The sequence below is a fragment of the Neolewinella lacunae genome (assembly GCF_014349155.1).
In the GTDB taxonomy this organism is placed as follows: Bacteria; Bacteroidota; Bacteroidia; order Chitinophagales; family Saprospiraceae; genus Neolewinella; species Neolewinella lacunae.
In genome coordinates, this window is record NZ_JACSIT010000034.1 from 55,730 (window position 1) to 80,883 (window position 25,154).

Annotated in this window: 20 protein-coding genes and 1 tRNA gene; 13 read left to right on the forward strand and 8 right to left on the reverse strand. The window is 59.5% G+C overall.

All coding sequences use genetic code 11. The annotated features are described in order from the left end of the window. Positions 1–23: 23 nt before the first annotated feature. Entirely contained in the window at positions 24–914 is an 891-nt protein-coding gene (gene ypfJ / locus H9S92_RS00715) for a KPN_02809 family neutral zinc metallopeptidase (RefSeq protein WP_187464811.1), read from the forward strand. Here ypfJ and H9S92_RS00720 read toward each other — a convergent pair. Next, on the reverse strand, positions 909–1,673 hold the full coding sequence (locus tag H9S92_RS00720; RefSeq protein WP_187464812.1) for an acyl-[acyl-carrier-protein] thioesterase: 765 nt from the start codon (positions 1,671–1,673) through the stop codon (positions 909–911). The two genes, ypfJ and H9S92_RS00720, sit on opposite strands and share 6 nt — an antisense overlap. A 39-nt stretch (positions 1,674–1,712) precedes the next feature. On the opposite strand from H9S92_RS00720, the gene H9S92_RS00725 reads away from it, so the two are divergent. The 8 genes from H9S92_RS00725 (at position 1,713) to H9S92_RS00760 (ending at position 12,667) form a co-directional block, all read left to right on the forward strand. Next, the gene (locus tag H9S92_RS00725; RefSeq protein ID WP_187464813.1) at positions 1,713–2,198 is read left to right on the forward strand and encodes a hypothetical protein; all 486 of its coding nucleotides are present in this window, start codon (positions 1,713–1,715) and stop codon (positions 2,196–2,198) included. Positions 2,199–2,450: 252 nt separating this feature from the next. After that, positions 2,451–4,055 (forward strand): DUF6089 family protein, encoded by a 1,605-nt coding sequence (locus H9S92_RS00730; protein ID WP_264757891.1) that lies wholly within the window; start codon positions 2,451–2,453, stop codon positions 4,053–4,055. 420 nt (positions 4,056–4,475) lie between these two features. Then, on the forward strand, positions 4,476–5,504 hold the full coding sequence (locus H9S92_RS00735; protein WP_187464815.1) for a tetratricopeptide repeat protein: 1,029 nt from the start codon (positions 4,476–4,478) through the stop codon (positions 5,502–5,504). Positions 5,505–5,708: 204 nt separating this feature from the next. Continuing rightward, a complete protein-coding gene (locus tag H9S92_RS00740) occupies positions 5,709–7,577 on the forward strand; it encodes an OmpA family protein (protein WP_222935920.1) in 1,869 nt (622 codons plus the stop codon). Positions 7,578–7,732: 155 nt separating this feature from the next. After that, complete coding sequence (locus H9S92_RS00745) at positions 7,733–8,419, forward strand: hypothetical protein (protein ID WP_187464817.1); 687 nt, start codon at positions 7,733–7,735, stop codon at positions 8,417–8,419. A 19-nt stretch (positions 8,420–8,438) separates the two neighbouring features. Beyond that, on the forward strand, positions 8,439–9,398 hold the full coding sequence (locus tag H9S92_RS00750) for a succinylglutamate desuccinylase/aspartoacylase family protein (RefSeq protein WP_187464818.1): 960 nt from the start codon (positions 8,439–8,441) through the stop codon (positions 9,396–9,398). A gap of 11 nt (positions 9,399–9,409) precedes the next feature. After that, positions 9,410–9,991: a nicotinate (nicotinamide) nucleotide adenylyltransferase gene (gene nadD, locus H9S92_RS00755; RefSeq protein WP_187464819.1), complete on the forward strand. Its 582-nt coding sequence runs from the start codon at positions 9,410–9,412 to the stop codon at positions 9,989–9,991. 150 nt (positions 9,992–10,141) lie between these two features. Continuing rightward, the gene (locus tag H9S92_RS00760; RefSeq protein WP_187464820.1) at positions 10,142–12,667 is read left to right on the forward strand and encodes a M14 family metallopeptidase; all 2,526 of its coding nucleotides are present in this window, start codon (positions 10,142–10,144) and stop codon (positions 12,665–12,667) included. 65 nt (positions 12,668–12,732) lie between these two features. Here H9S92_RS00760 and H9S92_RS00765 read toward each other — a convergent pair whose 3' ends face one another. The 3 genes from H9S92_RS00765 to H9S92_RS00775 all read right to left on the reverse strand — a co-directional run bounded on the left by H9S92_RS00765 (position 12,733) and on the right by H9S92_RS00775 (position 16,788). After that, positions 12,733–13,143, reverse strand: a complete 411-nt coding sequence (locus H9S92_RS00765; protein WP_187464821.1) for a secondary thiamine-phosphate synthase enzyme YjbQ — start codon at positions 13,141–13,143, stop codon at positions 12,733–12,735. A 27-nt stretch (positions 13,144–13,170) separates the two neighbouring features. After that, positions 13,171–14,037, reverse strand: coding sequence for a type IX secretion system protein PorG (gene porG / locus H9S92_RS00770; RefSeq protein WP_187464822.1), 867 nt, complete (start codon positions 14,035–14,037; stop codon positions 13,171–13,173). Between the two features lie 117 nt (positions 14,038–14,154). Next, positions 14,155–16,788 carry a M1 family metallopeptidase gene (locus H9S92_RS00775; protein WP_187464823.1) on the reverse strand — a complete coding sequence of 878 codons (2,634 nt, stop codon included), beginning with the start codon at positions 16,786–16,788 and terminating at the stop codon, positions 14,155–14,157. 276 nt (positions 16,789–17,064) lie between these two features. On the opposite strand from H9S92_RS00775, the gene H9S92_RS00780 reads away from it, so the two are divergent. The 4 genes from H9S92_RS00780 (at position 17,065) to H9S92_RS00795 (ending at position 20,533) form a co-directional block, all read left to right on the forward strand. Continuing rightward, positions 17,065–17,748, forward strand: a complete 684-nt coding sequence (locus H9S92_RS00780; protein WP_187464824.1) for an HAD family hydrolase — start codon at positions 17,065–17,067, stop codon at positions 17,746–17,748. 90 nt (positions 17,749–17,838) lie between these two features. Further along, positions 17,839–18,165, forward strand: a complete 327-nt coding sequence (locus tag H9S92_RS00785) for a hypothetical protein (RefSeq protein WP_222935921.1) — start codon at positions 17,839–17,841, stop codon at positions 18,163–18,165. Between the two features lie 150 nt (positions 18,166–18,315). Further along, a complete protein-coding gene (xerD, locus tag H9S92_RS00790) occupies positions 18,316–19,233 on the forward strand; it encodes a site-specific tyrosine recombinase XerD (RefSeq protein ID WP_187464825.1) in 918 nt (305 codons plus the stop codon). Positions 19,234–19,570: 337 nt separating this feature from the next. Next, positions 19,571–20,533, forward strand: a complete 963-nt coding sequence (locus H9S92_RS00795) for a DUF4412 domain-containing protein (RefSeq protein WP_187464826.1) — start codon at positions 19,571–19,573, stop codon at positions 20,531–20,533. Positions 20,534–20,887: 354 nt separating this feature from the next. On the opposite strand, the gene H9S92_RS00800 is transcribed toward H9S92_RS00795, so the two are convergent. From H9S92_RS00800 to H9S92_RS00815, 4 genes are all read right to left on the reverse strand, one after another. Beyond that, positions 20,888–20,960, reverse strand: a tRNA-Ile gene (locus H9S92_RS00800). A gap of 113 nt (positions 20,961–21,073) precedes the next feature. Beyond that, positions 21,074–21,802: a ferredoxin--NADP reductase gene (locus H9S92_RS00805; RefSeq protein WP_187464827.1), complete on the reverse strand. Its 729-nt coding sequence runs from the start codon at positions 21,800–21,802 to the stop codon at positions 21,074–21,076. 12 nt (positions 21,803–21,814) lie between these two features. After that, entirely contained in the window at positions 21,815–22,741 is a 927-nt protein-coding gene (locus tag H9S92_RS00810) for a GYDIA family GHMP kinase (RefSeq protein ID WP_187464828.1), read from the reverse strand. Next, a complete protein-coding gene (locus tag H9S92_RS00815; protein ID WP_187464829.1) occupies positions 22,734–24,191 on the reverse strand; it encodes a CHAT domain-containing protein in 1,458 nt (485 codons plus the stop codon). The genes H9S92_RS00810 and H9S92_RS00815 overlap by 8 nt, the downstream gene beginning before the upstream one ends. Positions 24,192–25,154 lie beyond the last annotated feature (963 nt).

Sequence of the window (25,154 nt, forward strand, 5' to 3'; positions counted from 1 at the left end):
CAAAGCACAACTACTTTATTACTATGAAACTAGAAGGAAAAGAAGGCAGCAGAAACATCGATGACCGCCGGGGCAGCCGGGGCGGCATGAGCCGGGGCACCAAAACCGCTGGCGGTTTCGGCCTCGGTACCCTCATCATCGTCATCATCGTTATGCTCCTGGGCGGCGACCCCTCCGAATACCTCGGCGCAGCCAACACCGGGGGCTCCCCCGCCCAGTCTACCTCCCCCAGCGCCCCGGCGGGCAATCTGGAAGAGGACACGCCCAACATGCAGATCGTTTCCAAAACCCTCCGGGACACGGAAAAACTCTGGGGACGCGTATTCCCCCAAGAGTATGGCCGCCCCTACCAAGAGCCCATTCTGGTCGTTTTTGAAGGGCAAGACCAGTCGGCCTGCGGCTTCGCCAGTGCGGCTACGGGGCCTTTCTACTGCCCTGCCGACCAGAAAGTCTACATCGACCTTTCCTTCGCCGATTTGCTCCGGCAGCGCTTCCGGGCCCCCGGCGACTTCGCCCTCGCCTACGTCGTTGCCCACGAGGTAGGCCACCACATCCAGAACCAGCTGGGTTACAGCGGGCAGGTCAGCCGGGCCCGCCAGCGGATGAGTGAGGCAGACGCCAATGCCATGTCCGTTCGCCTCGAACTGCAGGCCGACTACCTCGCCGGCGTCTGGGCCCACTACGCCGACCGCACCTCGGGCCTGCTCAGTGACGGAGACATTGAAGAGGCCATCAAAGCCGCTTCTGCCATTGGCGATGACGCGATCCAGAAGCAGAGCCAGGGCTACGTCGTTCCCGACAGTTTTACCCACGGCACTTCTGAACAGCGGGTGCGCTACTTCTCGGCGGGCTACAAAAGCGGCGACACGAGCAAAAAGACCCTGGATTATTTCTTCCAGGCCCCTGATCTATAGCGCCTGCCAGGCGGAATACATCGTTGCCAGTACTTCCCCATCGCGTAGTAAGGCGTGGCGAAAGTGCGTGCCCCCATCCGTAGCGGGTTCGCTTTGGGCGCTCAGCGCATCGCCGTAGCGGGCTTCCTGCTGGAAGGAAATATCAACTTCCGTCGGGAGGTGTGTCTCCAAAAACGCCAGCCCGAGGGGTTCAATCATCAATTCGGGGAAGACGGGATTGGTAAGGTGGCCGTTGAAGTCCAATTGATAAAAAGCTACATGGCTGCTGCGTTCAGCGTTGGGGCGGGCGGGTGGTGGCAATTTACCGATGGGTCTTTTGAGGTGCGCGGTCGCAGGTGCCAGGTCCGCTGCCAGCGCAGCAATGTGCGGGGGGATGGCCTTGATGCGTCGGGTATGTACGTCCATCAAAAGCCATTCCGTAGTGGCGGAGATGCAGGTTTTGCCCTCCGCGTCCAGCAGGTGGAAGTCGCGGTAAGTAAGCAAGCCCCGTTCAAAGCCCGTGGGGGCGGTAAGCACGCGCACCCTTTCTCCGATGCCGGGCCAGCGCAGGCAGTGCAAAGACTGCCGTCGTAACACCCAGGTGCAGCCGTGCGAGAGCAGCAACTCCGGGCTGGAGATGCCCAGGCGGACCGTATTGCGCATCGCCGCTTCTTGCAATAGCCGGATCAGGTGGGGCAGGGTCAACCGCTGGTGTGGGCCCACCGCCGAGGCGGCAATCTGAAAAGAAAGATCGTCGTGGAGGGGAGAAGCGCTGAGCAATTAAATGTTTTGTTTTATTTTTGTTTCAAACTTTAAGCAATGACTAAGCAGACCGTAGCCAGGCTGGGAGGAAGGCCGGTATTCTTGGCCAGGTACGAGCCGGTGGTTCCTCCGACTGATTTCCCGGCAACCGCGCCAACTGCGCGTGCAGAAGAGGAGGACAAAGCCTCTGCGTTCCGCATCCGGGAGCACTTTCCTGCCGTGGGTCCGGATTGCGATGGCCATTGCTACCGCATTACTTTCGCCGCTGGCCGGCTGGAGCGAACTTACGACATGATCCTAACTTTCCTGCAGGAACAGGGCTACGCCAACGTCCCCGTCCCCGGCAATATCCAGGAACTGCGCAAATTCCGCTTGCCTCCCAAGCTTCGGCACCAACTCTCCCTTTTCGGGGAGGATGGCTACGTCCATAACCCCATCAAAATCCTCTTTCCTTCCCCCGCTGGCCGCCGTGGCGAGCTCTGCCTGGAGTTGTACAACGAGGCGGCCCCGGACCACCTTTTGAAGTTCCACCGCCGGATTTGAAGCGCGTTTTTCCCACAAAGTCCCCTTTTAGCCGAAAAAGTCGAGCAAAAACACAATGTTCCCCAGCAACATTATGAGTTATCCGATTTAAACCAGTAAAATTGTACCTTGGTAGCGGTCTTCCCGAACATTCTTGAAAAAAATGCGATAGGATAGCTGCTACCGGTACCCTTGTAAAACCGGATTTCAACAAAATTTCAACTTACGTCAAACTCAGCGCTAATGTTAAAGCACTTATTACTAGTATCCGCAATGCTGACCTGCTTGTCTCTCGCAGCTCAGGATTCTCAGTATCCTTGGGAGTTCGGCATTCGATTAGGGACCTCCTCCATTGGCGGAGACATGATCGAGAACGACATCATCTTCCTCAACCAGCCCAAGTTCAGCGCTGGTCTTTCTTTGCGCCGCCGCCTGGGCACCACCTTCGCGCTGCGGGGTAGCTTCGATTACGGTACGCTTTCGAGCGACGACACCAAGTCTGATGACGCTTCCCAGGTTGCCCGTGGCTGGAAATCCGAAGCCACCATTCTGGAGCCTTCGCTTTCGCTTGAATTCGAGCCCTTCGCGGGCAAGCGTTTCAGCAACGGCACCTTCAAAAAAATCCTCTCTCCCTACATCAGTGCGGGAGTTGGGTACGGCATCTGGGGCGAGGTAGACACGGACTTCAACGGTGCGTCTAACGCTGCCATCGTCCAAGACCAACAAGAGAACCTCGACGACAAAGGCGGAGTGGTTTTCCCCGTTGGTGGTGGTCTTAAGTGGTACGTTTCCCGCAAGTCTTCCATTGGTCTTGACCTTGCCTACCGCATTACCGGTGCGGACTTGATCGACGGCGTAAGCCAGTCTGGCAACCCTGCCAAAGACGACAGCTATATCTTCACCGGCCTGACCTTCGCTACCGGCTTCGGTAAGCCCGATGCCGACAAAGACGGCATCTTCGACGAAGACGACGCCTGCCCCACCGAGCCTGGCCCCGCCTCTACGATGGGTTGCCCCGACACGGACGGCGACGGTGTAGCCGATAAGGACGACGCCTGCCCACAAGTTGCCGGCCTCGCTACCCTCATGGGTTGCCCCGATGGCGACGGTGACGGCGTTGCCGACAAAGACGACGACTGCCCCACCGAAGCCGGTGTTAAGGCCCTCAACGGTTGCCCCGATGGCGACGGTGACGGCGTTGCTGACAAAGACGACGAGTGCCCCACCGAAGCCGGTGTTAAGGCCCTCAACGGTTGCCCCGATGGCGACGGTGATGGCGTTGCTGACAAAGACGACGACTGCCCCGCCGAGCCCGGCACGAAAGCCAACCGCGGCTGCCCCGACACCGACGGTGACGGCATCATCGACAAAGAAGACGAGTGCCCCACGGTGGCCGGTGTAGCTTCCCGCAACGGATGCCCCGAGCCCAGCGAGCGTCCTGAAAACCTCCAGGAGCGCATCGCCCGCTACCGCGCACTGCTCGATGGCCAGGACTTCAAGCACATCCGCGTGGATACCGTCACGGGTACCATCGCCATCGATCGGATTTACTTCCCGACCGACGTAAGCAGCCTGAACCGCCCCGACCGCGTCATCATCGAAGAAATTGACCGCTTCCTGGAACTGCCCGGTGCCTCTGAATTCAGCATCCGCTACGAAGGACACGCCGACCGCCGTGCTTCTGACGAGTACAACCAGGCACTCTCCGAGCGCCGCGCTGGCTCCGCTGAAGCCTACACCGCTGAAAAAGGCGCTCCGGCTGCCAAACTCAGCCAAATTGGTTTCGGTGAAAACCAACCCGTTGGCGAAACCCTCCGTGAAAACCGCGTAGTCATCCCCGTAGCTACTGAGCCTACCCGGATGGTCTCTGGCAACTAATTTCCCGAGCCGGTAAAAACCCGGATCACGTTAGCGGGCTGTTTCCTCCCACGGGGGAAGCAGCCCGCTTTCTTTTTGGGCGGAACCCACCGGGAACGCAAGTACTCGTCCCAGGGCCAGGTAGCCATAAGTAGCGGAGGGTCACCCCCTTGTGAGAAATTTATTGCGGCATTTCCTTTGCCGTTCGCGCAGAAAACCGCACTTTTGTAGTCCTGCCTATATTTTGCGAAGTAAACGGCAGGTTCAGTCGATACCACCGCTAGTAAGTCTTATTCATGCCTTACGTCCGGTTTCTTCCCGGGCACAGGCCGCACTACGATCAATCCGCTCCGAATAGCGGACCGGACGGAAGGCCTCTATTTGTGTCGGCTAAGCACATTTTGTCTTTCATTCTTGAACCACTGGGAAAAGCACAGGGATATGTCAGATTACAGGATCATCATTGCGGGACAACTCGAATTCGGCTCCGAGCGCGTCTTCCGGCAGGTTTTTGACCAGTACGTTCACCGGATGGAGAACTACTACAAAGGAGATATTCTGCTGAAGCCGGAAGATTTCTTCAAGGAGCAGGACCTTATCCTCGACGTACCCCGCACCGTTGTCAATGGCAGCGAACGACACTGGCTCAACACCCTTAACCTCCTCGAAAGGGTGGTTTCTTTCAGCATTGCCGGCAGCCTGAATCTTTGGCGTTTGGATGCGGGGACCATTCTGGATCACCACCTTTTGGAACCGCAGAGCGACCGGACCACAGTGCAACTCTTCAACCAGGGCCGGCAGTTGGTCAATCAGGAGGACAAGGAAGAAGAGGCCCTGGCGATGATGACTACGGTAGTAGACCGCTTCGCGCGCCACGCCCAGGCCTACGAACGCCGCGGCTTCGTTAATTTCCGTCTCGGCAACCTCAAAGACGCGCTCTACGACTACGACAAAAGCCTCAACATCTACCCCGCCATGCCCGAAAGCCACTACGGCCGTGGGCTCACCTACTCCCGCCTGGAGCAGTGGGAACAGGCTGCCGCAGACTTTGAAGCAGTAACCAACAACAGCATCCCCCACCAGGCCATTTACTGGATGGCCCAGGTGGCGCTGGGGGACACCTACCTCCGCCTCGGCCGCCCGGCCGACGCCCAACGCCTCTTCAACCTCTTCTCCAAGCGCAAGCAACGGATTGGCAGCCTCGACCGCTACGACCGGCGGGTAAACTACGACCTGGGCAAACTCCTGGCCAAAACGGGTCGGTACCCAGATGCCCACGCCGCCTTCGAACTGGCCCTGAAAGCAGTGCCCGACGAGAAAGCCCCCTCCGAAGCCAAAATCCACTACCACTACGGCCTTTCCCTTAAGGCCGCCGGACAGGTCGATAAATCCGTCGAACACCTTACCCTGGCTGCAAAGGAACTTCCCGAAGCCAACGAGGCGCTGCAGCAAGGCCGGATCGGGGCCTGAGGCCACCGTTGCCAGAAAAGCAATTACGATAATTGAAGCGGACGCCCCAGCCCGGCGGCAGTTCCGTAGGGCCAGCCGGGTAACATCCCACCCTTTCCCTGCGTTATGAGCGGAAAGTAATTTCCCTTGACTTTCTCTCGCTGCTTACTGCTTTGCTTTACTGTTCTCTGCCTGTTCTCGTCCTGTGCGACGGCCCAAACGGCCATGAAGAAAAAGGACCAGGAAAAACTGGTGGCGGCCCGTTCTGCCCTGGACCTCGGAAAATTTTCCGATGCCCGCAGCGTACTTTCGGGCCTGGTGGCCAAATACCCCGCCGAAAAAGACCTCTATTACCTGCGGGCCCTGGCCGCTAAAGGAAGCTATGACCTCCCGGCCGCAGTTGCCGATCTCCGGCAGGGACTGGCCCTGGACCCGAAGAAAAGCCCAACGGCCTACCGGGAATTGGGCGAAGCACTCAGCCTGCTGGAAGACTTCACCGGGGCCCGGAGCGCCTACGAGCAGTACCGCGCGGCGCTGGGGGAAAACGCCCGCCCCGAAAGAAAACAGGAAGCCGAGCGCCTGGTGAACACCGCCAATACGGCCGTTCAACTGGCGGCGGAGCCCGTGCCTTTCACACCCGTTCCCGTTCCGGGGGGCATCAACACGGCCGAGCACCTGGAATACTTTCCTACGTTAAGCATCGACGGGCAGCGGATGATCTTTACCCGGCGCGTCAACCGTGAGCAGGAAGACTTTTACTTCAGCGACAAGCTCCCCGACGGCACCTGGCACACCGCCGAGCCCTTGGCCGGGGCAAATACGGACTTCGACGAAGGCGCCCAAAGCATCACCGCCGACGGTAATTACCTGGTGTTTACCGCCTGCAACCGTCCTGACGGCGCGGGCAGTTGTGATCTGCTCTACACCGAATGGCTGGGAGACCGTTGGACGCCAGCCAAGTCCCTCGGTCCCAACATCAACACGAAGTACTACGAAGCCCAACCCAGCCTTTCGCCCGACGGGCAATTTCTCTTCTTTACCAGCAACCGACCGGGCGGCCAGGGCCAGAGCGATCTTTACGCCAGTGGTCGGTTATCCGACGGCGGGTGGTCTGTCCCCACCAACCTGGGCCCCCGCATCAACACCAGTGGCCAAGACCAGTACCCCTACTGGGCGGCCGATGGGCAAACCCTCTTTTTTACCAGCGATGGGCACCCGGGCATGGGCGGGGAAGACCTTTTCCGAAGCGTGCTGGGCCGCGACAATGTATGGAGCCTGCCGACCAACCTCGGCTATCCCATCAACACCGCCGCAGATGAGACCAACCTCTTCATCGCCCTCAACGGCAGTACGGCCTACTTCAGCAAGCGGGAGGTGAACCCCGGCAGCGGAGTGGTGGACGTGAATATCTTTACTTTCGAGCTGCCCGCTGCGTTGCGGCCCGTGGCAGCCACCTACCTGCAAGCCTTCGTGACCGATGCCACCACGGGGATGCCGCTGGCCGCAACGGTGCGCCTGCGGCCCCTTGACGCTGCGGGGCCAGCCACCCAAAGAACCAGCAACGAGGCCGGGCAATTTCTGGCGGTTTTGCCCGCCAACCGGGATTATGCCCTGACCGTAGACCACCCGGGCTACGTCTTTTACGCCGACCGCTTCAGCCTCAGCGACGGTTTTGCGCCGGAGGAGCCCTTCCGCCTCGAAGTGCCACTGGTGCCCGTGGAAAAGGCCCTGGCCGACGGAGGGCAAGAGGCCGATGGCTCGACGGCCTTCCGCAATGTGCTTTTCGCGACGGGCAGTGCTGCCCTGTTGCCCGTCTCTTCGGAAGAACTTGACCGCCTGGCCGAGCTGCTGCGCAAAGCTCCAGACTACCGCGTGGCCATCATCGGGCATACGGACGACGTGGGCAGCGAAGCCGACAACCTGGCCCTGAGCCAACAGCGGGCCGCAGCGGTAAAAAGCTACCTGGTAGAACAAGGCATTGCCGACGCGCGAATCACTACCGAGGGGCTCGGGGAAAGTAGGCCGGTAGCTGACAACTCCACGGAGGAAGGGCGGGCGAAAAACCGCCGTACCACTTTCCGCCTTTTCCGGTAATGGATCAGCCTTGGGAGGACGGGCATTGCTCCTCCCCCTTTGGGGGCTGGGGGGCCAACCTTCTCCCCCCTTCGGGGGGCCGGGGGGGAGCACCTGCGGCCGCGCCCTAAACGACCTCCCGCAATGGAGTCGTGCGCAGGCTCTACCTTTACGGCATGGACGATACTCCTCTGCCGCCCCGATCCTTGCCGCGCCCCTACTGGGCCCTGGCCCTGAGCGTCTTGTTCCACCCTTTGCTGGTGCCGACGTACATGTACATTTTGCTCCTACGGATTAACCCGTTCCTCTTTGGCTCCAATGGGTTTGGGGACGAGCGAGCGATGCTTACGCTGATCATGCTGGTCGTCTACACCTTCGTAATCCCGGTGGTGTCGGTTTTGCTGATGATCATGCTCAACATGGTGAGCAACGTGATGGTGGAAGACCGGATGGAGCGCGTGGGGCCGCTGTTGCTGGTGATGGTACTGTATTTCTGGATCTACTACAACCTGAGCAAGAGCAACGATGTGCCGACCATTTTCTCGGCTTTTTTGCTCGGCGTAGTGGTGGCGCTGGCGGTATCTTTTGCCGTCAATACCCTGGAAAAAATCAGTCTCCACGCCGTGGGCATGGGTGGGCTGACGGGGATGGTGATGATCACGATGGCGCTGTTTGGCAGCCAGGGACTAGTGGTGGGGGGTGCGACGTATAGCCTGGGGCTGCTCGTGATGGCGATTGTGCTGCTGGCGGGACTGGTGGGGACGGCCCGTTTGGCGCTGGGTTCGCATACGCTGGCCCAGGTAGTTGCGGGCTACGTGGTGGGCTTTGTGGCGCAGTGGGTGGGCCTGAAGTTCTATTTTTAGTTTTGGCAAGCGCAGTTACATGGGAAACAACGAACAATCGGCCCGCATCATCGGGCACTTCAGGGGGGAAGAAATGGGGCCACTGGTGGTGGCCATCGGCGGTATTCACGGCAACGAACCGGCGGGGGTGCTTGCTTTGGAGCGCTTGTTTGAACTGCTGGCGGAGGAGCCGCTGGTGAACCCAGGCTTCAACTTCCGCGGGGAATTACTGGCCCTGCGCGGCAACCTGGCGGCGCTGGCGGCGGGTAAGCGCTACATCGATACGGACCTGAACCGCATCTGGCGGGTGAGGAACAGCGACCCCGAGCAATTTACCACTTCCGAAGACCACGAACTACACGAGCTATTGGCCGCCATTGAGACGGCGCTGGAAGAATCGCCCCTGAGCGAGCTGGTTTTGCTGGACCTCCATACCACCACGGCGGGCGGGGGCATTTTTGCGGTTACGGGCGACGATGAGCCCAGTCTTTCGCTGGCCGCCGAGATGAGTGTGCCCGTGATCAAAGGGATGCTGAGTGGATTGCAGGGGACGACCCTGCACTATTTCCGGGGCAATCACTTTGCTACGTCTTTGCCCGTGCGGGCAATTTCCTTTGAAGCGGGATTCCACGAAGACCCCGCCTCGGTGGAGCTGGCCCTGGCCGCGACGGTCAACCTGCTGCGGGCCCTGGGCTGTGTGAAGGAAGAAGACGTCAGCACCCACCACGACGCCCGCCTGCGTGAGGCGGCCCGGGGGCTGCCCCGCCTGACGGAACTGGCCTACGTGCACCGCATTGCCCGCGACGGCAGCGACCAGTTCAGGATGCGGCCCGGCTACCGGAATTTCCAGCCCATCGTAAAGGGGGAACTCCTCGGCGAAGACTGTGGTGGCCCCATCACCGCGCCAGCCGCCGGTTACCTGCTTATGCCGCTCTACCAGGCCCAGGGTGACGAAGGATTTTTCATCGTCCAGGACTACCAGTTGCCCTCCGCCTATTAAACTTAGTCTCCATGGCCCCGCGCAAAACCGGTCTTTTTTTCGGCTCTTTCAATCCTGTGCACGTCGGGCACATGATCATTGCCAACTACATGGCAACGCGTACTGAACTGGATGAGGTGTGGCTCGTGGTGAGCCCGCAGAACCCCTTTAAAAAGGCGGGGAGCCTGGCGCGGGACCACGACCGGCTCCACCTGGTACAGCTGGCCATTGGCGATACGCCGGGCTTACGGGCCAGCAACGTCGAGTTTGACCTCCCGAAACCCTCTTACACGATCGACACCCTGGCGGTCTTGCGCGAGCGCTACCCCGAGCGGGAGTTCAGCCTCATCATGGGCAGCGATAACCTGCCGACCCTGCCGAAGTGGAAAAATGCGGACATCATTCTGCGCGACTTCACCATCCACGTCTACGAGCGCCCGGGCTATCCGGCGGGCGAGCTGGGCAGCCACCCCAGCGTGCGGCGGCACGAGGCACCGCTGATGCACCTCTCGGCCACCTATATCCGCGAGTGCATCCAGGCCGGACACAGCATCCGTTACCTCGTGCCGGCGGCAGTGGCCAAAGAGCTGGACGCAACGGGCATGTACCGCTAGGGGGCGCGGCCGCAGGTGCTCCCCCCCGACCCCCCGGAGGGGGGAGACCGGATGTAGGAGCAAAGAAGGCCAACAGCACGGTTGTAGCGGTGTACATTGTGAAAGGAATGCGCTACTTTAGCCCTTCTAATCAGCTCACCACACTTGAACATGCGCGTACTCAGCCTAGGTTTACTGCTCCTCTTAGGTCTTACGGCCAATGCCCAACTGACGAAGCCCGGCGACTTCCTGCCCCACCAGCTGGGGGAGAACTTCACGCCCCACCACTTGCTCGTGGATTACTACGAGCTCATTGCCGAGCAGAGCAGCCGGGTACAGCTGGAAACTTACGGACGTACGAATGAGGGCAGGCCCCTCCTGCTGGCTACCGTGAGCACGCCTGAGAACCTGGCCCGCCTGGAGGCCATCCGGGAGAATAACCTGAAAAACGCTGGTTTGCTGCCCGGCGCGCCGGACCCCGCCCTGAACGACATTGCCATCGTGTGGCTCTCCTTCAGCGTCCACGGCAACGAGGCGGCGGGCAGCGAAGCCAGCATGGGCGTGCTCTACGACCTGGCCAATCCGGCCGACAGCCGCAGCACCGCCTGGTTGAAGAACACCGTCGTCTTACTCGACCCCAGTCTCAATCCCGACGGCTACAATCGCTACACCAACTGGTACCGGCAAAACGCCACCTTGGCCCTGGACCCCTACCCCGGTGCCCGGGAGCACAACGAGCCCTGGCCCGGCGGCCGCGTCAACCACTACCTCTTCGACCTGAACCGCGACTGGGCCTGGCAGACCCAGGTGGAAAGCCGGCAGCGCATGGTGAAGTACAAGCAGTGGATGCCCCAAATCCACGCTGACCTCCACGAGCAGGGCTACACCAGCCCCTACTACTTTGCGCCCGCTGCGGCACCTTACCACGAGTACATCACCGACTGGCAGAGCGACTTCCAGGTAGAAATCGGGAAGAACCACGCGGGCTATTTTGACCGGGCGGGCTGGCTGTACTTCACCCGCGAGCGCTTCGACCTGCTTTACCCCAGCTACGGCGACACCTGGCCGACCTTCAACGGCGCCATCGGGATGACCTACGAGCAAGGGGGGCACAGCCGCGCCGGGCGGGCCATTGACCTGCCCAATGGCGATACCCTGACGCTTTACGATCGCGTTGCCCACCACCGCACTACCGCCCTGAGCACCGTGGAAATTGCCAGCCGGGAGAGTGGCCGGCTGACCCAAAACTTCCGCGACTACTTCAAAAAGGCCACCTCCGCGCCGCAGGGGGAATACCTCACTTACGTCATCAAAGGCAGCACCCCCCGGGGCAAAATGCGCAACCTGATCACGCTGCTCGACCGCAACGGCATCAGCTACAGCCGGGCGGCGGGTTCCTACACCGGCAAACTCTACGACTACCAGCGGGCGGCGGACGACAGCAAGGGCAGCGTCGAAGCGGGTGACCTCCTCATCAGTGCCTTCCAGCCCCGCTCCGTACTGGCCCAGGTGTTGTTTGACCCCAATGTCTACGTAGAAGATTCGGTGACTTACGACATCACCGGTTGGTCCATTCCCCTCGCCTATGGCCTGGACGCCTACGCCAGCAAAGAAAAACTGAGCGTCAAGACGGAGGCTTTTGCGCTGCCGACTTACGTCGACCCTCTGGCGGGCAAAGACCTCGCCAATGCCTACGCTTACGTGGTTCGGTGGACGGACCTTTCCTCGGCCCGCTTTCTGGCGGCGCTGGTGGCTGCGGGGGTAAATGCCCGGACGGCGACGACGGATTTCACCTTTGGCAAGCAAAGCTTCGCGGCGGGCACCATCGTCATCACCCGCGCCGACAACCGCAAGAAGGAAGATTTTACCAACGTGATCCGTCGCCTGACCCAGGAACACGAAGTAGACCTGAGCATACTGGAAACCGGATTCAGCACGACGGGCGGCGACCTGGGCAGCAGCAACTACCAGCTGGTGGGCAAGCCCAAGGTGGCCATCCTGGGCGGTGAGCGGGTCAGCCCCAACGAATTTGGCCAGGTGTGGTACTACTTCGAGCAAGACCTCCAGTATCCGGTCAGCATCTTCTACCCCGATGATCTGGGGGCCGTGGCGGCGGGAGATTATGACATCCTGGTCTTGCCCGAGGGCCGTTATAGCCTGAAGGGCAGCGAAGAGGTGCTGAGCAACTGGCTCCGCGCCGGCGGTACCCTCATTGCCATCGGGGACGCCAACGCCAGCCTGAGCAGTTTAGCGGGCTTTTCCCTGAAAACCAAGGAACAAGAAGAGGGTAAAGACGCAAAAAAAGAAGATGCGGAAGATGAGCGCCTGCTCCCCTACGGAGGCTCCGAGCGGCGCTTCATTGCCGGCTTCAACCCCGGCGCGGTGGTGGCCGTGGAGATGGACACGTCTTACCCGCTCTGCTTCGGCCTGGGCGAGCAGTACTTCAGCCTCAAGACGGGCAGCGATGCTTACGACTACCTGGAAGACGGCGTCAACGCTGGCCGCATCCGCAAAGACCCCTTCATCTCGGGCTTCGTAGGGACCAAGGCCAAGGCGGCGCTGGAAGAGACCCTGGTCTTCGGGGTGGAACCCATCGGCCGGGGCCAGGTCATTTACCTGATCGATAACCCCCTCTACCGGGGTTTTTGGGAAGAAGGGAAACTGCTGTTTGCAAATGCTTTGTTTCAGGTGCGGTAGCCTTCCCCAGCTCCTTATCCCCGGAATAGCACCTGCGGCCGCGCCCGAAAACGCCGCAAAAATTGCTATGCGTAGATGGTAGCGATGAGCCGGCGGCCGCTGGCCCGGTTGCGAAATTCGCAGAGGTAGATGCCCTGCCAGGTGCCGAGATTGAGCTGGCCGCCAGTGATGGGGACGGTGATGCTGTGCCCGATCATGGCCGCCTTGATGTGGGCGGGCATATCGTCGGGGCCCTCCAGGGTGTGCACTAAAAAGGGCATATTTTCCGGGACGAGGTGGTTGAAGACGGACTCAAAATCGGTGAGCACATCGGGGTCGGCGGCCTCATTGATGGTGATGGCGGCCGAGGTGTGCTGGATGAAGAGGTGGAGCAAACCCACGGCGGGCAGTTCGGGCAACTGGCTGAGCACTTCGCGGGTGATGACGTGGTAGCCGCGCTGCCGCGGGGCCAGGGTGAAACTTACTTGGGAGACCATGGAGTGATCAATTGGGCGTGGGCAGGTCTAGCGGCGACGGCGGCGGCTCTTCTTGTGGCCGTAGTCCGGGCAGCGCACGTCCCCAAAATAGTAATTGATGCCGAGGCCGACGAAAAAGTAGGTATCCTTCAGGGTATCGTCGCCGCGTTGTTCGCCTTGGCGGTCGATGCGGTTCCCCTCGGGCGTGCGCATGAGGCCACGGTCGTAGAGCTCAGCGGCCAGGGGGCCGCGGCTGCGGCGCAGGTCGGATTGGTCGGGGTAGACGGTGCTGACGTCGTCGAGGTAGTCCGTATTGGCGTTACGGAAGCCGATGTTGGCGTCCATGCTTAGTTCGTAGGTCAGGTCCCACTTGATGCCCAGGCCGTAGGCGAGGGCACTGGAGAGGACAAGGTATTCCTCGCCGCGCAGCTGCCCTTCGGTGCCCAGTTCGCGGAGGTTAACCAGTTCGCCAGCGTCGGTTTCCGTTTGGGGGTTATGGCGGAAAACGGAAATGCCGGCGAAGGCGTAGGGCGTGAAAAAGTACTCGCGGTGGCCGTGGAAATAGGGCAGGAAGTTGAACTCCAGCTGGGCCGTGCCATCAAAAATGATGGATTGAAAACTGAGGTTGCGGTTGCGCTCGAAGGGGTTGTCGCTGTCGCTGTCGTAGGCTTCAATCTTGCCGTAGTTGAGGCTGACGCGGGCGGCCAGGCGGTGGTTGAAGTTGTAGCGCGCGCCGAAACCGCCCGCCAGGTTGACCCGGTCGAGGCGGTACTCCGTGTTCAGGTCGCCGAAGTAGAAGGAGGTCCCGACCCAGGGCCCAACTTCCAGTCCGCGCATCTCCAATTGGGCCCGGAGGCAGGTGCTGGCGAAGGCCGTGAGTAAGAGCAGGGTAAAGGCAGAACGAAGGATGCGCATGGTAAAAAAAACTAGCGCGACGATTGTTGAAAATCGTCGCGCTGGTGAGACTTGCTTACTTAACGTCGGTCACCCCCGGCTGGTACGTAGGGGGGCGAAAAAGTTGTTACACTGGGCTTAGTTCCCGTAGCCTTGGTAGATTTCCTTCAGGTCGGCCAGGGTTTCGGCGGCCTTGATCTGTTGGATGGCCGTACCGAGGGTAGCAATCTGGTCGGCGGGGGCACCGGCTTCTTTAAGTTCTTCGCGCCAGTCGTGGAGGGCCTTAGTAGCGGCCAGGCGACGCCAGGGACTGCCCGCCTGGTTGAGCCCCAATTCGGTTAATGTTTTGATGCCAGCGGTGATCTGGGCGTCGCTGCCCTTTTCGAGGAGGATTCGGTAGGATTCGAGCAGGCCGATGGCCCCGTAGCCATCCGCCTTTTTGATCTGCTTTTCGAAGAAGGGAAGCTTGCTGACGTCGCCCGCCCCGGCGTAGATAGCGGCCAAGGCAACTTGGATGTCGTCATTTTCAACCTGCTCCAGGTCGGTAGCCGCTTTGGCGGCGGCGGTGGGATTGACGTTGGCCAGCACTTCCAGTCCCTTGGCCACTACAGCGTAAGATTGGGCCTGGAGGGCCAACTCGGCGGCCGCCTGCCGGGTTTCGTCTTCGGCCAGGGCCAAAAATTCGAGGGCAGCAACGCGGGGGGCCGTGTGCGGATCGCCCTGGGCGATTTTCCGGATCAGGGCCAACTGCTCGGCCGTGGGCTCCTCGCCGATCACTTCAACGGCCATTTCGCGGATGGCGTAGAAAGGGTCCTGTAAGGCGGCGGTGTAGGTGGCGGTACGGGCACTGCCGCCTTCGTCCTGGTTGGCCAGGCGCTGGATGGCCAGGTAGCGGTCCACCAGGCTGGGCGCTACCCGGAACTGGGCGGCGAGTTCCTCCTCCGACTTCGTATAGTCGTACTGGGCCAAAATAGCGTGCTGGGGGTCGAAGATGACCACGTCGGGGCGCACGGAAGTCTCAAAAGTGAACGTCTGGGTGCGTTGCTCCACCCAGATGCGCTCGCGGCGGGGCGTGCTGCTGCCATTGAGGTAGAGATCCACGTCAACGGGCAGGCGGAAGATGGCGGGCACGTTGTTGTCCGTAGACTGGGTTTGCTCCACCGTCAGGGTCACTTTGCCGTCGGCGTAGCCGGTCGTTAACGCCAGTTTGGGGTGGCCCGCCTTGAGGAACCATTGGTCGAAGAACCAGTTGAGGTCTTCGCCGGTGGTGTCTTCAAAGGCCATGCGCAGTTCATCCACTTCCACGGCGCTGTACTTGTTGTCGGAGAGGTAGCGCTCCAGGGAAGCGAAGAAAGCCGCATCGCCGAGGTAGGCCCGCAGCATGTGCAGCACGGAGCCGCCCTTGTTGTAGCTGTGGGCGTCAAACATCTGCTCTTTATCGTCGTAGTCGAGCCAAATTAACTCGTGGGGCTCGCCGCGCTGTACGGAGCCGAAGTAGCCCGAGCGTTCGCCGAGCATGTGGTGGTCGGCGGCGTCCCGGCCGTGTTTTTTCTCCATCCACAGGTATTCGCTGTAGTTAGCGAAGCCTTCGTTGAGGGTGAGGTTACTCCAGCTTTCGCAGGTCACGTAATCCCCAAACCAGTGGTGGAACATTTCGTGGGCAACGATCTTTTCGTTGATGTCTACGTCCATCAGCTCGCGGGCCGTCCCGTGCATAAATTCACCGAAGATGACGGCAGTGGTGTTTTCCATGGCACCGGAAACGTAGTCGCGCACGGCAATCTGGCTGTACTTAGGCCAGGGATATTCCGTGCCCGTCAGCTCACTAAAAAAGCTGAGCATCTCCCGGGTGTGGGGATAAATGGCTTTGGCGTGGTCTTTCCAGCCTTTTTCCATGTAGTAATTGACGGGCTTGCCGTTCCAGGGCTCATCTTTGACGATGTCAAATTCCCCGATGGCCACCATAAACAAGTAGGGCGCGTGGGGGAGGTCCATTTTCCAGTAGTCAGTCCGGGTACCGTCGGCGTTTTTGGTTTGGTTGACGAGGCTGCCGTTGGAGAGGGTGACGTACTGGTCGTCGACGGTCAGGTACATTTCCTGGGTGCAGCGCTCGTTGGGTTTATCGATGGTGGGGAACCAGCGGCTGTTGTTTTCGGTTTCGCCCTGGGTCCAGATTTGCCGGGGCTTATCGCCCTCCTCGCCGCGGGGGTTGATGAAAAACAGGCCTTTATCGGAGGTGATGGCTTCCGATCCGCCGGATTCAGCGGGGATGGCCGTGTAGTCAATCACCAGGGTATAGGACTCGCCTTTTTTGTATTCGCGGTCGAGCGTGATGCTCACCTGCTGCTTTTCGCCGCCGTAGGTGTACTTCAGGTCCTGGCCAGAAGCGGTTTTGATGGATTTGAATTCGAAGCCCTTGGCGTCGAGGACCACCTCCTGGCTGGGGTGAAAAATGGGGCTCAGTTGGAGGGTGGCCTTGCCAATGACTTGCTCCTCGGCCCAGTTGAAGCGCAGGTCCAGGCGGGTGTGCAGCAGGTCGTGGGTACGGTGGTGAGCGGCTCGGTAGACGGGCAGTTCGTTGGGGATTTCGGCTTCGGCCAGCAGGCCTTCCAGGTCATCGATGACGCCGTTCGTCTCGGGCGTGATGGTCATCGTGTCGAGGTTGCGGACCTCCATTGCAACGGGTTGGTCGGCCACCGTAGGCTTAGAGGTATTGCAGGCGGTGGAAAACAGGGTGGCCACCAGGCCAAGCAGAAACAAAGAATTGCGCATGCAGCTAAGGAATAGTTAGAACAGATAGGACGCTGTGAGCGGGCAAAAGGTTTTGTCAGCTCTCTTGCGCTTGTTCTTGAGGGCTGAGAAGGATTGGGCGCGGACGCAGGTGCGGTGTAAGTCTTCCAACTACCGGTAAGTCCCCCAACCATCCAGCGGACCTGCCAGGCGGGGCAAGACAGCGGGGCTTACTCAACAAGCTGAGGAAGAAGCCCAGCCAGGCCCACACCGGAAGCTTTATCTTCGCCCCATCTTTCCGCCCAGCACTTCACTGCCATGCCCCAACTCCCCTGCCAAGCCCTCCTTTTTGACCTCGACGGTACTCTGGTGGATAATATGATGGTCCACCACCGCGCCTGGCAACGCAAGCTGGCGGAGCTGGGCCTGGATTACGACCTGGACCGCGTAAAAGCGGAAATCCACGGCGTCAACCTGGAAATCCTGGCCCGGCTTTTTGGCGACCGCTATACCCTCGAGGAGCGCCACCAGATTGCCTGGGAAAAAGAGGCGGCCTACCGCGACATCTTTGCCCTGGAGTTGTTGCAGCGGGTGGTGCCGGGGGCGCTGGAGTTCATTAACCGGGCCCACGCGCTCGGTCTCCCCATGGCCATTGCTACGGCTGGCCCCGAAGAAAATGCCTACTTCGCCACCGATGGACTCGGCATCCGGGCGATGATGGGTCACATCGTTCACGCCGGTATGGTCAGCAAGGGCAAACCCGATCCGGAAGTCTTTCAGCAAGCCGCCAATGCCTTGGGCGTCGACTTGGCCGACTGCATCATCTTCGAAGATTCCGTCACTGGCGCCCAGGCCGCCAACAACGCCGGTTGTCCCGTGGTAGTCATCACCACCACCCACGCGGAGGAAGAGTTTGGGGGGCAGCGCGTGGCTGCTTTCCGGCCGGATTTTACTGGGCTGGAGTTGGGGAAGGGAGCGCAAGGTTTTTGGTTGGGGCTGTAAGGCCCCTCGCAGAGACGAGCGGTGGCTCCGACAAAGACCAAAATTGGCTATCTTTGTAGACCATCTCTAGCCACCATCAAACGCCTGACCGTGAGTGCTTTGAAAGACAAATACATCCATCCTTTGACGGATTTCGGCTTTAAGAAACTGTTCGGTTCTGAACGTCTGTTCGAAGCGGCCGAAATAGCGAATTTTTCTCCCGGTGAACGAGACGCCTACGAAGACAGCCTGAAATACTACCGCGATTTGAAAAACGTAGTAGATACCTCGCGGGAGGAAGGCGTTCAGGAGGGAATGGAGAAAGGCATCGAGCAAAGTAGGATCGAAATCGCCCGAAAAATGAAACAGGAGGGCGAGCCGATCGAAAAAATAATGGCCTATACCAACTTGAGCCGGGAAGAAATTGTAAAGTTGTAGGTCCGTAGCGGGCGGAGGATGAGCGGCTGTTCTGGCCTAACCCCTCCCCCCGCTGCTCCCCCATTGGGGGTTGGGGGGAGTCCTTCCCACTGCACCTGCGGCCGCGCCCCATTACCCTCAACTCTTACTAAAAACCGCTAACTTTGGCGAATGGCGAAGAGCCCCTGGACCATCACTTTCCTTTCCTTTGCCGCCCACCTCAAACTGAGCTGCGGCTACTCCGACCATACGGTGAGCGCCTACCGCAGCGACCTGGAAAAGCTGCCCGCTTACCTGGCGCTGCGAAACTGGGATCTCCACCCACAGGCCATCGAGCGCTTTCACCTCGATGACTTTATCCAGTTTCTTTCGGAACTCGGCCTGGCCCCCCGCTCCCAGGCCCGGCTGATCTCCGCCCTGAAAACCTACTTCGGCTTTTTGCTCGACGAGGGCCAGATTGTTACGGACCCCACGGAACTGCTCCGCGCCCCAAAGCTTGGCCGCAAGGTGCCCGAGGTACTCAATTATCCCGAGGTGCGGGACCTACTGGCCCAAATTGACCTGAGTACCGACCACGGCCTGCGCGACCGTGCGCTACTGGAAACGCTCTACGCCTGCGGTTTGCGCGTCTCTGAAGCCACTGGCCTGAAGCTGACCCACCTGTACCTGGAGCAGGGGTTCGTCCGCGTAACGGGCAAGGGCAACAAAGAGCGCATTGTCCCCATCGGTCCCGAGGCCGTCAAACATCTGGAAATTTACCTGGAGTACGTCCGGCCCCACCTGCCCATCCAGCCCGAGGCCGAAAACCTTGTATTTTTAAACCGCCGGGGCGGCGGGCTGAGCCGCATCAGCGTTTTCACCTCCGTAAAAAAGTACGCCGAAGCGGCGGGGATCACCAAAAATGTGAGTCCACATACCTTCCGCCACTCTTTCGCCACCCACCTGATTGAGGGCGGGGCCGACTTACGGGCGGTCCAGGAAATGCTGGGGCACGAGTCCATCCTGACCACCGAGATTTATACCCATCTGGACACCGAGTTCCTCCGGGAAACCATCATGAGCTACCACCCGATGAACCAGCGCGGCTGAGTGCGGATCCCGAAGGACCGTCTGGCAGCGCTCTTACAAGAAGCTGGTAACCTGCGGCAAGAGAAAAAGGCAGGCGTACAGCAGGAGCAGAAAGGCTAAAAAAGTGAGGCGGCCGAGATTTTCACGAAATTCCATGGGGTGCTTGGTTTGGCGGGGTAATTGGGAAAGCCGAGCGGGCGATTATTGGCCCATTTACGGCTTAAACGTGCCGACAGATTTATGGGTTCAGGAAAAAAAGTGCTCCGCAGTGTAACGGCATCGAAGGCCGGGGCATAAAATTTGCGTAACCAAGTCATTCAGCCCGCTCCGGCGGGGCTCTCAATAAAACCATTTCACCATGCAATTCCGTTTCCTCTTCACTTTTCTCGCCCTCCTCATGTGTGTGAGCCTCAGTGCCCAAAACCCCGCCACCCGGGCCACCAACCGGGCTAAAAACCGGGCCGAAAGCCGCGCCAACAGCCGGGTAGACCAGAAAATTGACCAGGCCGTAGACGATGCCTTCAACTCCCTGTTCAAGAAAAAGGCCAAGCCAGCCCCCGAAACCAGCAAAGGATCCGAAGACAGTGCCGACAGCACCCAAGCGAGCGCCGACGAAGCCACCGCTAACGTTTTGAGCAGCATCATGGGCGGAAACAGCGGCCCCTGGGAACCCTACACCAATCCGTACACTTTCAGCATGACCATGCAAATGAAAGAAGTCAAAAAGAACGGCAAGGAGGAAAATATGACCATGGATATGGCCGTGACCACCAACCGCTTCGGTATCCGCGCCAAAGACAGCGAAAGCAAGGAGGTCAGCCGCATGATCCTCAACACCGAAGACGGCAAAACCACCATGATCACCATCGATAAGGACGGCAACAAAAACGGCATCCGGATGCAGATGCCCGGGATGCGCGCCGCCTTCGAGGACGCCGCCGAGGACATTGACAACAACCGCTTCACCTTCTCCAAAACCGGCGAACGCAAGGTAATCGACGGCTACAACTGCGAGAAGTACATCGTAAAAGACACCCAGGAAGGCACCACCACCGAATCCTGGGTCACCCAGGATCTCGGCATGAACGCCCAAGACCTCTTCGGCAGCATGATGGGTATGTTCGGAGCCAGCAAGCAGCGCCAAACCGGCCCCGCCAACGCCCTGGCCGGCGGTTTTACCGGCTTCCCCATCCTGTCCATCAGCGACGATGGCAAATCAACCTACGAAACCCGCTTCACCAACATCAAATTCGGTGAAGCCAAAGCCGACCGCAGCATTCTGGACACCACCGGAGTACCCATCCAGGAACTCGGTTTCTAAACACCCACCTCAACCCCCAAAAGCATTCGCATAGCATCGCATCGTAATCCTTGAACGAAGCCCGTCCGGTCGTCATGATCGGGCGGGCTTTTTTGTGGCGCTTCCCTCGGTGGGGTTAGCAAAATCGTCTTTATCCCCCAACCCCCGAAGGGGGCTTTTGAGGGGTTTCATCCTTTGCGCTGAAGTTGGTCTTACGCATACGGCCATGCCACGCTCCGGCAGCCCAATCAAATACCAGGATTCGTCTGCCGTCGATCCCTGGCACAATAAAAAGGCCGGTCCGCCCGCAATTGGGGGACCGGCCAATAATCGTAAAACTGGGCCAGCGCGAGAACGCCGCTGGCGAAACGGGAGTGGGCCCAGTAGGATTTGAACCTACGACCAACGGATTATGAGTCCGCTGCTCTAACCGCTGAGCTATAGGCCCGCACGTTTTGCCATTTCCAGGGTAAAGGTAAGGGCCACGGGTAAAAGTTTCTTGTTGCCCTGCTCATCGCCGGGGAAAATTCTTTGTTTAGCCGTAAAGCGACCTCAGAAAAATCAGCCGTACAACTCCGCAATGACCTGTTCCGGGGCGTAGCCCAGGGCCAGCAGCCGCCGCTTGGCCTCGTCGACCATCTCCGACCAACCGCAGAGGTAGAAGCATACGTCGGGCCGCACCGCCGCGTAATCCCGTTCGTAAACGGGGTGTACGTAGCCCCGGTGAAAATCAATGCCATCTTCAGCGAGCACGTCGGAGCGGCTCAGGGCAACGGAATAGGTAAAATTGGCGTACTGCCGGGCCAGGGCAGCAAATTCTTCCCGGTAGAGGATGTCCTCGGCAGTCCGGCAGCCAAAAATCAGGTGAAAATGAACGGATTCCCGGCCCAGGCGCTCCTGGAGCATGGCCCGGAAGGGAGCCACGCCGGTGCCGGTGCAGATCATCACCACGTTCTTGGTCAGTGGGCCTTCGGGCAGGGTAAACACGCCGCCGGGTTCCTTGGCCAGTAGTTCCGTACCCACGTCAGCCCCTTCAAAAAGATACGACGTCCCCTTGCCATCGGGCAGTCGCACGATGCAGAGTTCGGCCTGGTTCGAGCCGTCGGGGGCGGCGGCGATGGAGTAGCTGCGCCAGCCATCGCGGCGGCGTTCGCTCACGGGCAGCTCCAGGGTGAGGAACTGGCCGGGACGAAAATCCAGGCTGGCGCGATCGGGCATTTCGAGCCAGAAGCTGCGGACGGTAGGGGTACGCTGCTCAATGCGGCGGATGATGGCGGGTTTCCATTTCATGGGCGCGGCGGGTCAACCCACCATTTGCTCGTAGGCAATAACCGTAGGAAAGCCCCGGCCGTTGAAGTAAGCGTGGATTTTTTCTGCGGGCGCTTCGCTCAGGGCCCAGATAAAATCGCCGCCCCAGGCCCCGAGGCTTTTGGTCTGGCCGGGGAAGTCTGGGAAAAGGGCCGCCTGCACGGGTTCCATGCCGAGGGCCGTAGCTACGAGGGCTTCGTGTTGGGCCAGGATTTGGGCGCCGGAGCGCAGGTGCAGGGTTGGGGACAAAAGAGCGAGGGTAGCCGCGGCAATGGCTTCGCGCTGGGCGGGGAGAACCTGGGCCTGGCGGTAGGCCCGGATGCCGTCGCGGCTGTTCTGCTTCTGGCCGCGGTAGACGAAGTAGGTGTGTTTGAGCCAGGCGGGGTGCCAATCCAGGGGCGTCACCAGGGGCTGAGAATCGGTGCGTTGGTAGAGGATGGGCCCTTCGGCGACGGCGCAGGCCAGGTCGTAGCCACTGCCCCCGAAAGTCAGCTCCAGCAAAGCGTAGGGATCCACCGCCAGCCAGCGGGCCACGGCGGCCACCAGGGTGGAGCTGGAACCCAGTCCCCAGGCCCGGTCAAATTCCAAAAAAGTATCTACCGCCAGTCCGCTCAGGGCGGTGGTGGCGCCGGGGCGAAGGCTTTCGGCAGCGTGGAGGAGCTGGCTGATCCTGGCTCTTGGTTCTTCCCCCGGCACCTGCGTGCGCGCCCAATCCTGCTCGGGCAAATGGGCCGTAAACCAGCAGTCGCCCCGGTGGTCGAAGGCCCGCCAGCGCAAGCCGGGCTCGGGGCTCCGCACCACGCGCAGGCGCTGCCCGAGGCGGGTGGGTACGGCCAGCGCGGGCACGCCATCGAGCACAAAATACTCGGCGGTGAGCAGGAGTTTTCCGTGGGCAGTGAAGTCGAACAACACCTCAGGCATGGCGGATTTTTTTGACGCCCCAGAAGGCGCCGAGCAAGGCAAACAGTGCCAGGGCGGCGTAGGCCCAGGGGCTTTGCCACCACGGGTAGGCATCCTCCCAGCGGGGGATGCCCCGGCCGCCGTAGCTCTCAAAAGCGGCCCAGCGGCTGGGGTGGGCCTCGGGATGCCTGGCCAGGTAGGTCCGCCGGGCGGTGCGCAGGGCAGCGGGCGGCGACTGCCCGGCGTCGATGGCGCGGTAAAAAGTTTCCATGAGCTCGGCCGTTGCGCGGTCATCTACCGCCCAGTTGGAGGCCACCACGCCACGGGCACCGGCGGCGATGAAGGCCTTGGTGAGCCCAACGGTGCCTTCCACCACGTGCTGGCTGCCCGCCCCGGTTTCGCAGGCGCTGAGGGTGACGAGGTCGGCATTCAAGGTCTGGTTGCCGATGTCGGCGGCGTAAAGCGAGACGGGCTGGCCGGCGTCGTCGAGCAAATACACGCGGCTGGCCAGGCCATCGACCTCACTGGAGATGGCGTGGGTGGCCAGATGGATGATGCTGTGGCGGTCGGCGTGGCGGAGAAAATTCCGGAGCGTTGCGCGGTTGGCAAGGTAAAAGCGGCCGGGCCCGATGGATTGGAGGGTGGTGACTTCCTCGGCATTGTAAAGCAGGGGCGGCAGTTGAAAGCCCGCTTGCCGCAGGGCACTGGCCTCCAGCAATTCGTTTTCGAAAACGGGGGCCAGGGCCAGGGGCTGCGCCTGCACGTCCGGCAACTGAATGTCTTGTAAAAGTTCCATGCTGCGCAGGGAGAATTGCCGGCTCAGCGTTTTCTCCACGCCGAGGTAGCGGGGGGCCTCCCCTTCCCGGTCTTGCCGCAGGGCCGAGTAAGGGATTTGCTCCAGGTAATCGTTGGCAATGATGTGGAGACGCTCGGGCAGCAGGCCATCGATGCCGCTGAAGAGGTGACCGTAGATCTCGCGCAGCGCCGCGTGGAAGGGGGCGGGGTCGGCGGCGTTGTCCCGCAGTTCAGGAAGTTGCTCGGAAAGGGTACGGACCCGGTCTTTGACGTCGTCGAGAATCGTCAGGTCAATGGTATCGGCGCTGACGAAGAGCCGGTACATGATCTGGGCATTGCCGTAGAAACCGATGACGGCCGATGAATCGGCAGCACGGGCACGCTGGATTTGCCGGAGATCAATGGAGTAGTCAGACTTTAAATCCGCGTAATGCTCGGGGTATTTGTCCCGCATTTGCTGCCGCTGGGCAGCGAGTTCTTCTCTGCGGGCCTCGATTTCGGCGATGGAAAAGTCTTTGCCGCGGTCGCTCAGTTCGCGCACGAGGGCTTCCAGGCGGTATACGTCGGCACTGAATGCCGCGTTATTGCGCATCCGTTGCCGCGTCTTTACCCAGTTGTAAACCGCGCCGCCAAATGCTCCATCCGCCACCGTGATGGCCCGGCTGAGGTAATCCACCTCGCCAGTGTGCTGGTAGAGGTAGGTGGCTATGATGAGGAGGTTCAGAAAGTCTGTTTCTTTAGCTGAGTTCTTTTTGGAAACTAAAGACTCAACAAATAGAGTCCTAGTATTTAACCTGTTTCTTTCAACCGCTTCAAAAAGGCTAAAAGCGTCTTTCACTACAGACATATCTGCCCCTGTCCGTGTCAAGAATAGGTTTGCTTTCGCAAATCTTGAAACATATTCTAACTGAAGATCCGTCTCCTCAAAATCTTCAACTTTCTGCAACAAATCTTCAATTTTTTCAAATTTCCCTAATTTTTTCTCCAAGGCAATTTTGGAATACTCCCAAGATTTTTTATAATCCCCCTTTCGCTCTTCAATTTTTTGCATGGCCCCAAAATGCATTGTAGCCAATTCACTAGAAACATATTTGTATGAATCTTGGAGCACACTGCTTATCATATCAAGGTCTGCCCCTAGACTATTAGCATAATGGAAACCTAATACGTGAGTAGTTATGAATCGAAGCCTAGGGGCTTGAATGTTATTTGCCATTTTAAAATACTCACTATACTGACCAATTAAGACAGTATTTGGAACAGCTTGTGTAAACTCCTGAAAAATAGTAACCTTCTCCTCAAGTGTTAATTTTTCGCCTAATAAAGCTTCCTTAACACGAACCTCAAGTGACTCATTCAAACCCGAATTATTTTTCCCATTGGCGATACCAATTTGAGAAAGAATATGCAAGGCATCTTCTTGGTTCACAATACCAATAATCTTACTAAATAATGCATTAGCCTGAACGAAATCCCCATAAATCTCTAAGTATTTTGCATAGCGGTACATTAGCCTAAGACGAACTTTCTCATCAGGTGAATCATCTAAAATCAAATTATACGCTTTATCGAAATAATATCGAACGGAATCCCGTTCATCTTGTCTCTGGGATTGAATCATCCTATAGAAATAAAAATA